General features: G+C 62.8%; 15 protein-coding genes. 12 read left to right on the forward strand and 3 right to left on the reverse strand.

The features are described 5' to 3' along the window. Positions 1 to 52: 52 nt before the first annotated feature. The 3 genes from EL255_RS18310 (at position 53) to EL255_RS18320 (ending at position 1,619) form a co-directional block, all read left to right on the forward strand. A complete protein-coding gene (locus tag EL255_RS18310) occupies positions 53 to 457 on the forward strand; it encodes a nitrous oxide-stimulated promoter family protein (protein ID WP_042653138.1) in 405 nt (134 codons plus the stop codon). Positions 458 to 564: 107 nt separating this feature from the next. Then, positions 565 to 1,017 carry a GNAT family N-acetyltransferase gene (locus EL255_RS18315; protein WP_042653139.1) on the forward strand — a complete coding sequence of 151 codons (453 nt, stop codon included), beginning with the start codon at positions 565 to 567 and terminating at the stop codon, positions 1,015 to 1,017. Positions 1,018 to 1,148: 131 nt separating this feature from the next. Next, a complete protein-coding gene (locus EL255_RS18320) occupies positions 1,149 to 1,619 on the forward strand; it encodes an outer membrane lipoprotein (RefSeq protein WP_042653140.1) in 471 nt (156 codons plus the stop codon). A gap of 85 nt (positions 1,620 to 1,704) precedes the next feature. On the opposite strand, the gene EL255_RS18325 is transcribed toward EL255_RS18320, so the two are convergent. Next, the gene (locus EL255_RS18325) at positions 1,705 to 2,652 is read right to left on the reverse strand and encodes a CYTH domain-containing protein (RefSeq protein ID WP_042653141.1); all 948 of its coding nucleotides are present in this window, start codon (positions 2,650 to 2,652) and stop codon (positions 1,705 to 1,707) included. Between the two features lie 169 nt (positions 2,653 to 2,821). On the opposite strand from EL255_RS18325, the gene EL255_RS18330 reads away from it, so the two are divergent. Both EL255_RS18330 and EL255_RS18335 read left to right on the forward strand, forming a co-directional pair. After that, on the forward strand, positions 2,822 to 3,502 hold the full coding sequence (locus tag EL255_RS18330; RefSeq protein WP_042653142.1) for a TIGR00153 family protein: 681 nt from the start codon (positions 2,822 to 2,824) through the stop codon (positions 3,500 to 3,502). A gap of 25 nt (positions 3,503 to 3,527) precedes the next feature. Continuing rightward, positions 3,528 to 4,793, forward strand: coding sequence for an inorganic phosphate transporter (locus EL255_RS18335; protein ID WP_042653143.1), 1,266 nt, complete (start codon positions 3,528 to 3,530; stop codon positions 4,791 to 4,793). 106 nt (positions 4,794 to 4,899) lie between these two features. Here the strand turns inward: EL255_RS18335 and EL255_RS18340 are convergent, their stop codons facing one another. After that, positions 4,900 to 6,138, reverse strand: coding sequence for a multifunctional CCA addition/repair protein (locus EL255_RS18340; RefSeq protein WP_042653144.1), 1,239 nt, complete (start codon positions 6,136 to 6,138; stop codon positions 4,900 to 4,902). A gap of 219 nt (positions 6,139 to 6,357) precedes the next feature. Between EL255_RS18340 and EL255_RS18345 the strand changes: the two genes are divergently transcribed. From EL255_RS18345 to mltC, 5 genes are all read left to right on the forward strand, one after another. Further along, a complete protein-coding gene (locus tag EL255_RS18345; RefSeq protein ID WP_042653145.1) occupies positions 6,358 to 8,001 on the forward strand; it encodes an ExeA family protein in 1,644 nt (547 codons plus the stop codon). Next, entirely contained in the window at positions 8,001 to 8,690 is a 690-nt protein-coding gene (gene exeB, locus EL255_RS18350) for a GspB family T2SS assembly factor variant ExeB (RefSeq protein WP_042653146.1), read from the forward strand. The genes EL255_RS18345 and exeB overlap by 1 nt, the downstream gene beginning before the upstream one ends. A gap of 94 nt (positions 8,691 to 8,784) precedes the next feature. Beyond that, positions 8,785 to 9,858, forward strand: coding sequence for an A/G-specific adenine glycosylase (gene mutY, locus EL255_RS18355; protein WP_042653147.1), 1,074 nt, complete (start codon positions 8,785 to 8,787; stop codon positions 9,856 to 9,858). After that, positions 9,855 to 10,127, forward strand: coding sequence for an oxidative damage protection protein (locus EL255_RS18360; protein ID WP_042653148.1), 273 nt, complete (start codon positions 9,855 to 9,857; stop codon positions 10,125 to 10,127). The genes mutY and EL255_RS18360 overlap by 4 nt, the downstream gene beginning before the upstream one ends. 103 nt (positions 10,128 to 10,230) lie before the next feature. Then, positions 10,231 to 11,331, forward strand: coding sequence for a membrane-bound lytic murein transglycosylase MltC (gene mltC / locus EL255_RS18365; RefSeq protein ID WP_042653149.1), 1,101 nt, complete (start codon positions 10,231 to 10,233; stop codon positions 11,329 to 11,331). Between the two features lie 74 nt (positions 11,332 to 11,405). Here the strand turns inward: mltC and EL255_RS18370 are convergent, their stop codons facing one another. Next, on the reverse strand, positions 11,406 to 11,786 hold the full coding sequence (locus EL255_RS18370; RefSeq protein WP_042653150.1) for a YgiW/YdeI family stress tolerance OB fold protein: 381 nt from the start codon (positions 11,784 to 11,786) through the stop codon (positions 11,406 to 11,408). Positions 11,787 to 12,027: 241 nt separating this feature from the next. Here EL255_RS18370 and EL255_RS18375 point away from each other — a divergent pair, with 241 nt between their 5' ends. After that, complete coding sequence (locus tag EL255_RS18375) at positions 12,028 to 13,035, forward strand: SGNH/GDSL hydrolase family protein (protein WP_042653151.1); 1,008 nt, start codon at positions 12,028 to 12,030, stop codon at positions 13,033 to 13,035. 294 nt (positions 13,036 to 13,329) lie between these two features. After that, positions 13,330 to 14,361 (forward strand): porin OmpA, encoded by a 1,032-nt coding sequence (gene ompA, locus EL255_RS18380; protein ID WP_042653152.1) that lies wholly within the window; start codon positions 13,330 to 13,332, stop codon positions 14,359 to 14,361.

Consider the following 14,361-nt stretch of genomic DNA (forward strand, 5'->3'; position numbering starts at 1 on the left):
TTTGCCTCCGGCTTTGACCTGTATCAACACCCGTTGCGAGCAGGTCGGGACAATGGCAGCCATGAACTTCAATCAACCAGGCACTCGTCGCAGTGCAGGTGCCAGCCAGGCACCCGAGCATCCCAGGCTCAGGCGGGAGCAGTTGACGGTCAGCGCCATGATCCGCCTCTACTGCCACCATCACCACCAGGACAGCGACTGCCGGCACTGCCAGCAGCTGCAGGAATTCGCCCACCAGCGCCTGCGGCGCTGCCGTTATGGTCACGGCCACAAACCGACCTGCGCCAAGTGCGACATCCACTGTTATGCCCCCGCCATGCGCAAGCAGATCCAGCTGATCATGAAGTGGAGCGGTCCTCGCATGCTGTGGCATCACCCCTGGCTCGCCCTGCGCCATCTGCTGGACAGCCGCCGCAAGGCCCCCAGACGCCCCCACGGCAGGCCGCTGCCGCCCTGATCCCTCGATGCCGTCCGCCAGATCGCTTGCATCGTGTGAACGGGCTCACTACCCTGTGGCTCTTTTGACTGCCGAACGGCAGCGCGTACCGGATCCCAGGAGCCAAGATGCACCAGCCCCCCGTTTTGAGAGTGGCCCGCCACACCGACATGCACGCCATCTGGCAGCTCGATGTCAGCGTCTTCGGGGAGGATGTCTATCCCGGCTTCTTCTTCCGCCAGGCCATGGATCTGTGGCCCGAGCTGCTGCTGGTGGCGGAGCTGGATGGCAGGCTGCTTGGCTATGCCCTGGGCGGCCTGGGGCAGGATAGCTCGCAAGGCTGGCTGCTCTCCCTGGCCGTGCTGCCGGAGGCGCGCGGTTTTGGCCTGGCCGAACGCATGATGCTGCGGGTCGAGCAGGCGCTGGCAGGGCTGCGGGTCGAGCGGGTCAGGCTGACCGTCGACCCGGTCAATCCGGCCCAGCGCCTCTACTTTCGCCTCGGCTATGTGCAGCTGAGCGAGGAGCGGGACTACTTTGGCCCGGGTGAGGATCGCCTGCTGCTGGAAAAGCGGCTGGGCTGATCCCCGGCCGGGCTGGGATGGTCCCGGAATCACATAATTGGTTACACTTTGCGGGTTTCATGCGCAATCCGGTTGGCGTAAAGTCAGATCCAGCAACCAGATTAACCAGATGCCCGCCCAGGAGGCTCATCATGTTGAAACGCATTACTCTCGTTACCCTGCTGGCCGCGACCACCGCCATCACCGGCTGTGCCAACAGCGACGTCTACTCCGGCGACGTCTACACCAAGGATCGCGCCAAACAGGTGCAGACCGTCAGCTACGGCACCATCCTCTCCACCCGCCCGGTCAAGATCCAGGCCGACGAGAACTCCCTGCTCGGCACCCTGGGTGGCGCCGTGGTCGGTGGCCTGCTCGGCAGCACCATAGGCGGGGGCCGGGGCAGTGACATCGCCGCCGCCGGGGGTGCCATCGCCGGTGCCGCCGCAGGCAAGGCCGCCGGTGACAAGCTCAATCAGGTCGACGGGGTCGAACTCGAGATCAAGAAAGAGAACGGCGAATCCATCGTGGTGGTGCAAAAAGCCAGCCCGACCTTCGTACCCGGTGCCCGGGTCCGCATGACCCAGGGCAACGGCAGCATCAACGTGGCCGTGGTGAACTGACCGCCGGCTACCGTTCGAGCACAAAAAAAAAGGTGAGCCTAGGCTCACCTTTTTGCTATCTGTTTTTTGCTATCTGACTATGGCCTCAATGGCCCAGGTGCAGCCAGGCCGCGATGGCCAGTTGCAGCTCCACGTAATCGGCGCCGTGGAGCAGGGCCGACAGCCGTTCGCCGTCCGCCTCTTGCGCCAGCGAGGCGTGCCGGGCCAGGAGCGGCGGTAGCCAGGATGGCGCCACCGCCAGGGTCGCCGCAGCCTCGCTCAGCAGGGTCACTCCCTGCAAGATACCCGCCAGTGCCTGCTGCCGCTCGACCCCCTCAGACTCCAGCCAGAGCTGCTCATGATGCTGCCAGTGTTGCAGGCCGAGGGTGATGCAGGCCGCGGCGGCGAGACCTCCGACATCCGGCAAGGGCTGCACAGCCAGGGGCTTGCCGAGCCCCGCCAGCCGGTAGCCCCGCTGCGCCTTGGACTGTGCCCCCAGCCTGACGCCGCCCAGCCCGGCCAGCCGCGCCGCCAGGGCGAACAGGGCGTTCGCCGTGCCGGACTTGAGCTCCAGCTCCAGCTCATCGATCTCGCTGCGCCCCAGGGAGCCGACGATCTCTCCCCGATCCCAGGCCAGTTCGATCTCGGCGCCCTCGAAGGCGATCAGCCAGTAACGGCGCACGAAGTCGGTCCTGAACTGGGCAACCAGCTGGTCCTGGAGCGCGTCACGCAGCTCGAGGCTAGGCCAGATCTCCGCGGGGAAGGCGGCCAGGGTCGGCAGTGTGCCGCTCACGGGGGCATTGTATTCGGGCCTGGCATGCAGTCCGCCGACCACCTGGCCCCGGCATTTGATGGTTTGTTCAGAAAATTTATCGCTGCGGCGGATACGCAATCCCATGTCGAGTCGACGCAAATCAAGCTCGGGCGTATCGAAATAGACATTGCCGAGCTCGACCCGGGAAGATGAGATAATCTCAAGCGAATTCAGAAGGTTGGAGAGGGACTCTTGGATGTCTCTGGCGACGAAAAACTTTATCTCGATCTCAGTTTGCATAGTCATTCCGGGCTGGCAGGCAACTTTGGGGGGCATGATCCGGATCGCGAGGATATAATGCCAGCGATACGTCAGGATTAATTCACGGTTTTATTGATGGCACAGTTCGGTTATCCTGCGCCCCTCATAAAATCGTATCGAGTGTTTTTTCACCGACACAGGTTTGGCCATGCCAGTAAATACTATTTTGGGTCTTTTTGCCAAGTCCCCCATCAAGCCGCTGCAGAAGCATATCGTCAAGGTTCACGTGTGCTGCGAACAGCTCATTCCCTTCTTTGATGCCGTTGCCGAAGACCGCTGGGAAGATGCCGAGAAGATCCGGCAACAGATCGCCCAGCTGGAAAAAGAAGCGGATATCCTCAAACGCGAAATTCGTCTGAAACTGCCGCGCGGCCTGTTTCTGCCGGTCGCTCGTACCGATCTGCTGGAACTGCTGACTCAGCAGGACAAGATTGCCAACCGTGCCAAGGACATCTCCGGCCGCATGCTTGGTCGTCGAATGGAATTCCCCGCCGAGATGCGTGCCGATTTCATGGCCTATCTCAAACGTTGTATCGATGCGACCGCCCAAGCCGAAAAAGCCATCGGAGAACTCGATGAGCTGCTCGAAACCGGCTTTAAAGGACGTGAAGTTGAAATGGTTGCCGAGATGATCCATCAACTGGATCTTATCGAGGACGATACTGACACCATGCAGATCGGACTGCGCCAACAGCTGCAAGCCGTTGAGCAGAAATACAATCCGATCGACGTTATGTTCCTCTACAAGATCCTCGAATGGGTAGGTGACCTGGCTGATCAGGCCGAGCGCGTTGGCGCCCGTCTGGAATTGATGCTGGCTCGTTCGTAATCGACTGACTGGGTAAACACTACTAATGGACATTATCGCAAATTACGGCACCACCCTGGTGCTCGTGGCGGCCTTGTTCGGCTTTTTGATGGCCTGGGGCATAGGTGCGAACGACGTCGCCAATGCCATGGGCACATCGGTCGGCACCAAATCCCTGACCATACGTCAGGCGATCATCATCGCCATGATCTTCGAGTTTGCCGGTGCCTATCTGGCCGGTGGCGAGGTCACGGCGACGATCCGTAACGGCATCATAGATACCAATGCCTTCACCGATACCCCGGACCTGCTGGTGCTCGGCATGATTGCCTCCCTGCTGGCGGCGGGTCTCTGGTTGATCCTGGCCTCCTATTTCGGCTGGCCCGTCTCCACCACCCACTCCATCATAGGTGCCATCGTCGGCTTTGCCGTGGTGAGCGTCGGTCCGGAAGCGGTGCAATGGAGCAAGTTTGGCGGCATCGTCGGCTCCTGGATCATCACGCCGGCCATCTCCGGCATCATCGCCTACTTCATGTTCATCAGCGTGCAGAAGCTCATCTTCAACACCGATGATCCGCTGGCCAACGCCAAGCGCTACGTGCCGTTCTACATGTTCCTGACCGCGCTGGTCATCTGCCTGGTGACCATCAAGAAGGGACTGACCCACGTCGGTCTGCACCTGAGCGACGGCGAGGGCATCATGCTCTCCATCGCCATCTCGGTGGCGCTCGCCATCGCGGGCTGGTTCTATATTCGCGGCCAGCAGTACAACCCGCAGGATGACAACAAGATGCACTTCGCCAACGTGGAGAAGGTCTTCGGCATCCTGATGGTGATCACCGCCTGTGCCATGGCCTTCGCCCACGGCTCCAACGACGTGGCCAACGCCATTGGCCCGCTCTCCGCCGTGGTCTCCACCGTGCAGAGCGCCGGCCAGATCAGCGGCAACTCCGCCATCGCCTGGTGGATCCTGCCGCTCGGCGGCATCGGTATCGTCATCGGTCTCGCCACCATGGGCGAGAAGGTGATGGCCACCGTCGGCACCGGCATCACCCACCTGACCCCGAGCCGTGGCTTCGCCGCCCAGCTGGCCACCGCCGCCACCGTGGTGATCGCCTCGGGTACCGGTCTGCCCATCTCCACCACCCAGACGCTGGTGGGTGCCGTGATGGGGGTGGGTCTGGCCCGCGGTATCGCCGCCCTGAACCTCGGCGTGCTGCGCAACATCGTGGTCTCCTGGGTCATCACCCTGCCCGCCGGTGCCATCCTTGCCATCGTCATCTTCTACATACTGCAGGCCTGCTTCTCTTAAGGCAGGACGCAGCAAAAAGCCCGGGTCACTGACCCGGGCTTTTTTTACGCTCCCTCGCTGCCTCAAACGGCCGATGGCGCCTCGCCAATCGCCCCTACAGAGGCACTTACTCCTCGATAAAGGTCCACTCGTCACGCACCCGGCTGATGGCATCGAGCCGGCGCTTGGCCAACTGCTCGCGGATCTCCTCCCCCTTGAAGCCCGCCGCCACTATCTCCTTGACCGGCACCGCCTGGGCCGCGCCGAGCGCCTGCGCCACATAGTCCGGCTCGGCATAGACCCGCTCCTCGAACCCGGTGCGACCGTGGAAGTCGGCGCGGCAGGTGTCCAGCAGCTGGGCGAAACGCTCGGGCCTGCGCCAGGCATCGGCCTTGTCGAACAGCTTGAGCAGGGTCGCCGGCTTGAGTTCGAACGCGATGTGGATATGGGTGTGCAGATCGCTCACCAGCAGGGCCAGATCGCGGCAGTCGTTCGGCACCCGGAATCGCTCACAGAAATCCCGGATCAGCGGCAGCCCTTTCTGGCCGTGGCCGTGATGGCTCGGCCAGAACTCGGGCGGGGTCAGCCCCTTGCCGAAGTCGTGACAGAGGGCGGCAAAGCGCACCGGCAGATCCGGGGAGCGCAGACAGGCCTGATCCAGCACCATCAGCGTGTGGATGCCGGTGTCGATCTCCGGGTGCCACTTGGCGGGCGCCGGCACGCCGAACAGGGCATCCAGCTCGGGGAACAGCGCCTTGAGGGCGCCGCACTCGCGCAACACCTCGAAGAAGACCCTGGGGGTCTGCCCCAGCAGCACCCTCTCCAACTCCTTCCAGACCCGCTCCGGGGTCAGGTGGGCGAGCTCACCGGCCTGGGTCATCTCCCGCATCAGCGCCAGCGTCTCAGGCGCCACCACGAAGCCCTGGGCATGGAAGCGGGCGGCGAAGCGCGCCACCCGCAGGATGCGCAGGGGATCCTCGGCAAAGGCAGGTGAGACATGGCGCAACAGCCGCGCCTCCAGATCGGCCATGCCGCCGTAGGGATCGTGCAGTTGCCCGTGCTCATCTTCGGCGATGGCGTTGATGGTGAGATCCCGGCGCAGCAAGTCTTGTTCGAGCGTCACCTCGGGCGAGGCGTGGCACACGAAGCCGGTGTAACCCTGCCCCTGCTTGCGCTCGGTGCGGGCCAGGGCGTACTCCTGCTGGGTCTTGGGGTGGAGAAACACCGGGAAGTCGCGGCCGACCTGGGTGAACCCCAGCGCCAGCATCTGCGCCACAGTGGCGCCCACCACCAGGTGATCCCTGTCGCCCTGCGGCAAGCCCAGCAGGCGATCCCGAACCGCCCCCCCAACCAGATAAGTCTGCACGCGCAATCTCCCTCGATTAACCTGTCTCGATGATACCGCTTTTGCGCGCCGTACACGACGGCCCCCTGCATGCGGTTCACCTCTTTCCCTCGCTAACCCGGCCCCGATCCACGGGGCGCTTTGGGTCGCCGGGTCTGATGACACCCTTATGGTATCCGGGTCTTTGACATCCCTGTGGGGAGGCTTTAACCTGCCGCCATAACAATGGAATGGATCCTTATGTACACACAGTTCTTCGGTCTGTCGGAGCCCCCGTTCTCCATCTCGCCCAACCCCAAATATCTCTACATGAGCGAACGCCATGCAGAGGCCCTCGCCCACCTCAACTACGGGTTGCAGGATGGCGGTGGCTTCGTGCTGCTCACCGGCGAGGTGGGGACGGGCAAAACCACCGTCTCCCGCTGTCTGTTGCAGCAGTTGCCCGCCGAGACCGAGATCGCCTACATCCTCAATCCATCCCTGACCGAGCGGGATCTGCTGGCGGCCATCTGCGACGAGTTCCAGTTGCCCTATGCCCAGGATGCCAGCCTCAAGCTGTTGTTCGATCTCATTCGCGATCACCTGCTGGCCAATCTGGCGGCGGGCAAGCGCAGCGTGGTGCTGGTGGATGAAGCCCAGCACCTGCTGCCCGGCGTGCTGGAGCAGTTGCGGCTGCTCACCAACCTGGAAACCGACGAGAAGAAGCTGCTGCAGGTGGTGCTCATCGGCCAGCCCGAGCTGCAGCAGATCCTGCGCCAGCCCCTGCTGCGCCAGTTGGCCCAGCGCATCACCGCCCGCTATCACCTGCTGCCGCTCTCCAGCCAGGACGTGGACGCCTATGTGCGCTTCCGGCTGCAGGTGGCCGGTTGCGTCCAACCCATCTTTACCCCCAAGGCGATCCAGACCCTGCATCGCCTCTCCGGCGGCATCCCGCGCCTCATCAACCTCATCTGCGATCGCGCCCTGATCGCCGCCTTCGCCCGAGTCAGCCACAAGATAGTGCATGGCGACATCAGCCTGGCGGCCTATGAGGTGAGCGGCATTCGCGACGAGGGCAGCTGGCAATCCGGCTTCACGGTCGCGCTGGCGGGCGCCCTGCTGGTCGCCGCCGGCTGGTGGGGCTGGCAGCTGTTCGGCGTCTTCCCCGCCAGACCTGTGGTCAAGGTGGAGGTGCCGGTCAAGGTGGACGACACCCCGGAGCAGCAGGAGCAGCTGACCCGCGCCATCAATCAGGCGCTGGAGCCGGACACCGCCATGCAGAATCTCTACAAGGTGTGGGGCTACCAGGCCGAGCTGGAGGAGGCGACCTGCGACGACGCCCCCCGTGCCGGTCTGCGCTGCCAGGAGGGCACTGCCTCGCTGGCAGAGCTGCAGGCGTTGCAGTACCCGGCCCTCATCAGCCTGACCGACGAGACGGGCGGTCTCTATTACGCCACCCTGGTCGGTCTGGGGGCTGACAAGGCCAGCCTGCTCATCGGCAATCAGAGCTGGCTGGTGGACCGGCAGTGGCTGTCCGATGCCTGGGGGGGCAGCTACACCCTGCTGTGGCGCATGCCCAAGGGCGGCGTGACCCTGATCGGCAGCAATGCCAACGCGGCCCAGGTGCAGTGGCTGGACAGCGCGCTCAACCGCGCCATGCAGCAACCGGATCGCAAGGTGAGCCGCTTCGATGCCGAGCTCAAGAACAAGTTACAACAGTTCCAGCGCGAGCAGGGGCTGACCCCGGATGGCATCGCCGGCAGCAACACCCTGCTGCGCCTGAACGTGATGGCCGGTGAGCCCATGCCCAGACTGGAGGATCAGTCCCTGCGCGCCAGCGCACCGGTCGATCTGGATACCGTGGTCGATGAGGCCATGATCACCCTGCCGGAGGAGGCTTCCTGATGTCTACCCTGCTCAAAGCCCTGCGCCGGGCGGATCAGCCCCAGTTCACGCCCCACATGCCGCTCATGGGCCTGCCCGTGAGCCAGGAGGAGGAGCCGAACCGCCGCTGGATCTGGTGGCTGCTGGCCCCGCTGGCCCTGATCATGGGGGCCAGCGCCAACTACGGCTGGCACCTCTACCACCTCAAGCCCCTCGAGCAACAGATCGAGGTGAAGGAGGTGGTGACGCCGCCCTTCGTGCGGGTCGAGCCCAAGCCGATGATCACCCGTCCGTTGCCCCCGCCGCTGCCAGTGCCCGTGGTGCAGCCCAAGCCTGCCGCCGCGGCCCCCGCGACGGCGACCGCCAACAATGGCACCCAGAGCCTGGCCGAGCGCATCATGCTGGCCCTCAACAATACCCCGTTGCAGGAAGAGCCGGCGGCGCCACAGGCCCAAGCCCAGAGCCAGGCCATGCCGCTCAGCGCCCTGGACCCGGCCCTGAAACAGCAGGTGCCCCCCCTGACCTATGGCGCCCACAACTTCTCCTCCGACCCGGCCAAACGGGCCGTGGTGCTCAACGGGCGGGAACTGCGCGAGGGCAGCGAGGTCGCCCCCGGCGTGCTGCTGGTCGCCATCGCCCAGGATTACATCATCCTGCAGGTTGGCGGGCAGCATGCCAGCCTCAAGGCGCTGCAAGACTGGCGCGGTTAGCCGAGTCCATCCAACCGGCCAGCCACCCTGGCCGGTCGCTTATTCAAGAGGGAGCCCGAGAGCTCCCCTTTTTAATCAATAACATGAGAACAATGTGAGCAACCCAAGCGACACCACCTTCGCCACCCGGATCCTGGACTGGTACCAGATCCACGGCCGCAAGACCCTGCCCTGGCAGCAGGACAAGACCCCCTATCGGGTCTGGATCTCCGAGATCATGCTGCAGCAGACCCAGGTCGCCACCGTCATTCCCTATTACCAGCGCTTCATGGCGCGCTTCCCCGACGTGCTGGCGCTGGCCGACGCCCCCATCGACGAGGTGCTGCACCACTGGACCGGGCTCGGCTACTACGCCCGCGCCCGCAACCTGCACAAGGCGGCCCAGCAGATCCGCGATCTGCACGGCGGCCTGTTCCCGGAGCGACTGGAGGAGGTGATGGCCCTGCCCGGCATAGGTCGCTCTACCGCCGGTGCCGTGCTCTCCCTGGCGCTCGGCCAACCCCACGCCATCCTGGACGGCAACGTGAAGCGGGTACTCACCCGCTGGCTGGCGCTGCCGGGCTGGCCCGGCCAGAAGCAGGTGGAAAACGATCTGTGGGAGCTGGCGACCCGCCTCACCCCGCGGCTCGGGGTGGCCCACTACAACCAGGCGATGATGGACATGGGGGCCACCGTCTGCACCCGCAGCAAGCCCGCCTGTGTGCGCTGCCCGGTGCAGGTCGATTGCCAGGGACTGTCGCAGGGCAATCCCACCGCCTACCCCAACAGCAAGCCGAAGAAGAGCATTCCGGCCCGCGCCGGCATCATGCTGCTCATTCGCCACGGCGATCAGTTGTTGCTGGAGAAGCGCCCCCCCCAGGGGATCTGGGGCGGGCTCTACTGCTTCCCGCAGGTGGAGTCAGAGGCCGAGATCGAAGGACGCTTGCAGGCGCTGGGGGTGAGCGGGCACGACTATCGGGAACTGTCTGGCTTTCGTCACACTTTCAGTCACTTCCACCTCGATATCCGGCCCTTGCTGATCGAAATGGCTGCGCCCCCGCCCCCGCTGCTCATGGAAGCGGATTCTCGACTCTGGTATAACTTACGCCATCCTGCCGAGGTGGGGTTGGCGGCCGCCACGGCCCGCCTGCTCGCCTACCCGGACTTACAACCACAGAGGTCAACATGAGCCGTACCGTATTTTGTCAGCGTCTGAAGAAAGAGGGGCCCGGCCTGGATTTCCAGCTCTATCCCGGTGAACTCGGCAAGCGGATCTTTGACAACATCAGCAAGGAAGCCTGGGCCGAATGGCAGAAGAAGCAGGTGATGCTGATCAACGAGAAGAAGCTGAACATGATGAACCTCGAGCATCGTCAGCTGCTGGAAAAAGAGATGGTGAACTACCTGTTTGAAGCGGGTGAAGTGGCCATCGACGGTTACACCCCTCCCAGCCAATAAAGTTGTACTGTGAGCAAGGAAGAGCATGCCAAGACGTGGCCCGCCTCTCCTGGCTCACAGCCAATGAATGACGGACGGCCCTGCCGCCCAGTTTGAGGATCTTATGGGTCGAATTTTTTGGCTGCTGTGCGCTCTGCTGTTTCTCTCTGCCTGCTCCTCTTCCCCCAAACACAGCGGTGAAGACGAGGAGCTGGTCAACGGCAAGGACATTCGCGGTTTCGAACACATGATCAGTGCACTCTCCCATAACGTGAACGAGATATGGGGGCGCGAGGCGCTGTTCGCGGGCAAGTTTGACTACGTCAAATACACGGATCAGTACAAGAGCCGTGCCCACATTGACTTCGCCAGCGGCCACATCATGGTGGAGACCGTCTCCGGGATCGAGCCCCGCGCCCACCTGCGCCGTGCCATCATTGAGACGCTGCTGACCCCGGACGATCCGGCGGAAGTGGATCTTTACTCCGACCGGGAGATCCTGCCCGGTGGCGAGCCCTTCCTCTACGGCCAGGTGCTGGACAACCAGGGCCAGCCGATCCGCTCCGACTGGCGCGCCGAGCGCTATGCCGACTACCTGCTCAGCACGGCGATGAAGAAGCGCACCCTCGGGATCCGCACCATCTTCTTCGTCGACATTCCCATGGTGGCGAACCATGAGGACAGGCGCGGCTACAAGTACGCCGGCATCATCCGTGATGCCTCCCGCAAGTACGGCGTCGCCGAGAGCCTGATCTATGCGGTGATCAAGACCGAGAGCAGCTTCAACCCCTACGCGGTCAGCCATGCCAACGCCTATGGCCTGATGCAGGTGATCCCGGCCACCGCCGGACGGGATGTCTATGTGCGGGTCAAGGGCAAGAACGGCCAGCCGACCCGGGAGGATCTGTTCAACCCGGCCTACAACATAGACGTCGGCACCGCCTATCTGCACCTGCTGCAGACCGTCTACCTTGCGGACATCCAGGATCCGCAATCCCGTCGCTATGCGGTGATCTCCGCCTACAACGGCGGCGCCGGCGGGGTGCTCAACACCTTCTCCAGCAACCGCAAGGCCGCCCCAGGCATGATCAACCGGCTCTCCCCCGAGGCGGTCTATCAGGTGCTGACCGAGCAACACCCCAAGGCGGAAGCGCGCCGCTACCTCTACAAGGTCAATCAGGCCGAGAAGGGATTCAAGCGCACCGTCGCCAGCCGGGCGGGTTAGGCTGACAGCATGAAAGAGGGCGCTTGATATCAAGCGCCCTCTTCACATCTAGCCAGCGGGTGTCGGGATTGGCCTTATTTGGCGATGAAGCCACCCTGGCTCTGCGCCGCCGCGCCCACCTTCTCCAGGCTCTCGACCTCCACCTCGGTCTTGTTCCAGCTGTGGTCAACCTCGCCACGGATACTGATCAGATCGTCCGGGCCCACTTCGGTGCCCCGCCACACCTTCTGATCCACCTCCACTTCCACCTCGCCACTGCTGTCCTTGAACAGGTAATTCTCGCCGCCAAGATGCTTGACCAGCTTGCCTTCCAGGGTGACCCACTGGTCATCCGCCACGTCTTTCAACTGCGCGACTGACACCTTGTTCTGCTCCTGCGGGCCTGTGTAGGCCGCCATGGTGTAAGAGGAGACGGACATCAGGGCCAACAGACCTATTACGCTTGCTTTGTTCATTTTCATGCTCCTGTCATTGGGGTATGAGGGCATCTTGCCTCGGATTGCGTGAAACAAACGTGAAGCGTCCCCCATCTGGGGGAGTCGAGTGTGACCGTAATCGATTTAATGGGCATGGCTTGCTGCAGAATTTTATTCGCCTGGATACCGTGTAGCCTGGCAAAACGGGTCCCCAGCCCGCGTTGTCCCATCGAGGAACAGCCTGCAGGCACCCCTGCTTAAACGCAACGAGAACAACGACATGAAGAAATGGTTTGTCTGTTTATTGGGATTATTCGCGCTGACGGCGCAGGCCGCCGAGAGTCGCCCCGCCTTCTCCCGCATAGTGATGTTCGGCGACAGCCTGTCCGATACCGGCAAGATGTACGACAAGATGCGCGGTTATCTCCCCTCCAGCCCGCCCTACTACCAGGGCCGCTTCTCCAACGGGCCTGTCTGGCTTGAGCAACTGCCCCAGCAGTTCCCGGGACTGAAGATCGCCAACGAGGCGGAGGGTGGCGCCACCGCGGTGGCCTACAACAAGATCTCCTGGAATCCCAAGTATCAGGTCATCAACAACCTGGACTACGAGATCACCCAGTTCCTGGAGAAGGACAGCTTCAAGCCGGACGATCTGGTGATCCTCTGGGTCGGAGCCAACGACTATCTGGCCTATGGCTGGAACACGGAGCAGGACGCCAAGCGGGTGCGCGACGTCATCAGCGACTCGGCCAACCGCCTGGTGCTGAACGGGGCAAAACAGATCCTGCTGTTCAACCTGCCAGATCTGGGCCAGAACCCCTCGGCCCGCAGCCAGCAGGTGGTGGATGCCGCCAGCCATGTCTCGGCCTACCACAACCAGCTGCTGCTTAACCTGGCGCGCCAGCTGGCCCCCACCGGCCTGGTGAAGCTGTTCGAGATCGACAAGCAGTTCGCCGAGATGCTGAGCGAGCCGCAAAACTTCGGCCTGAGCGACACCGAGCATGCCTGCTATGGTGGGAGTTATGTGTGGAAGCCGTTCTCCTCCCGCAGCGCCGGCACCGACAGCCAGCTCTCCGTCTTCAATCCGCCGGAGCGTCTCGCCATCGCCGGCAACCCCTTGCTGGCCCAGGCCGTCGCCAGCCCGATGGCCAGTCGCAGCGCCAGCGAGCTCAACTGTGAGGGCAAGATGTTCTGGGATCAGGTACACCCGACCACGGTCGTGCACGCCGCCCTGAGCGAGCGGGCGGCCGCCTTCATCGAGCAGGAGTACGAATTCATCCCTCAATAATACCGCCATGATGCGAAGGGCCGACATACTGTCGGCCTTTTTTGATCTGCCCCCCTGCTTGTAAAATGAACAATCCATATGACACCCGTCACAAATCGGAGCCATACTGACCCCTTCTCCCCGCAACTCCACTATGATGCGCATAGTTATCACAATATGTTTTATATCAGTTGCTTGTAGTTCAAAAAAAAGTGACTACGTTTAAACATGTTGCGGCTGGATACAGGCCCAACCCATGAGGTGAGGCGACACAAGGTTCGATCTCCCCCACAAACAAAATTGCAGAGGCTTCATATGAACAAAACACTGATTACCTTGCTGGTTTCAGGCTTGCTTGCGGCCAACGCTCAGGCAGCCGGACAAGACAATACCTGGTATGGCGGTGCCAAACTGGGTTGGTCCAACTTCTACGGCGTCGACGAGAGCAACAGCATCTCCACGGAAGACAAGGACGACGATGAAGTGGGCGCCGGTGTCTTCGGGGGTTACCAGATCAACCAGAATCTGGGGATCGAGCTGGGTTACGACTACCTCGGCAAGCTCAAGTACAACGGCACCAGAAATTCCGCCGTCTTCAACGACTCCGTTGAGGCGCAACTGGCCCAGTTGACCCTGAAGCTTGGCTTCCCGGTGGCAGAGAACCTGGATCTCTATGGTCGCATCGGTGGCGGCTATGGTTGGACCAGCAGCGACAACCTGGACAGTGACAACGACTTCACCTTCGTTGGTGCACTCGGTGCCGAATACGCCTTCAACCTGGATTGGGCCGCCCGCCTCGAGTACCAGTACAGCTCTCCTTATGGCAGCCGTGACGACACCGGCCTGCGCATGGACAACGGCCTGCTCTCGCTGGCCGCCGTCTACCGCTTCGGTCAGGTAGCGGAAGCGATGCCGGTCGCCGCCCCGGCACCGGCACCGGAACCCGTAGTGGTCGACAAGCAGTTCACCCTGAGCTCGGATGTGCTGTTTGACTTCAACAAGGCGACCCTCAAGCCGGAAGCCGGTCAGGCGCTGGATACCCTCTACAACGATATCGAAGCGGCCAGACCCAAGGATGGCTCGGCCACCGTCATCGGCTACACCGACCGCCTCGGCTCGGACGCCTATAACCAGAAGCTGTCCGAGCAGCGCGCACAGACCGTCGCCGACTATCTGGTTGGCAAGGGACTGCCCGCCGGCAAGGTCAACGTGGAAGGTCATGGCGAGAGCTCACCGGTCACCGGCGACAGCTGCAGCAGCGGTACCAAGAACGAGCTGATCGTCTGCCTGGCCCCGGATCGCCGGGTTGAGGTCAAGGTGCAGGGGGTCTCCGAGGTTCAGCAATAA

The sequence above is a fragment of the Aeromonas encheleia genome (assembly GCF_900637545.1).
In the GTDB taxonomy this organism is placed as follows: Bacteria; Pseudomonadota; Gammaproteobacteria; order Enterobacterales; family Aeromonadaceae; genus Aeromonas; species Aeromonas encheleia.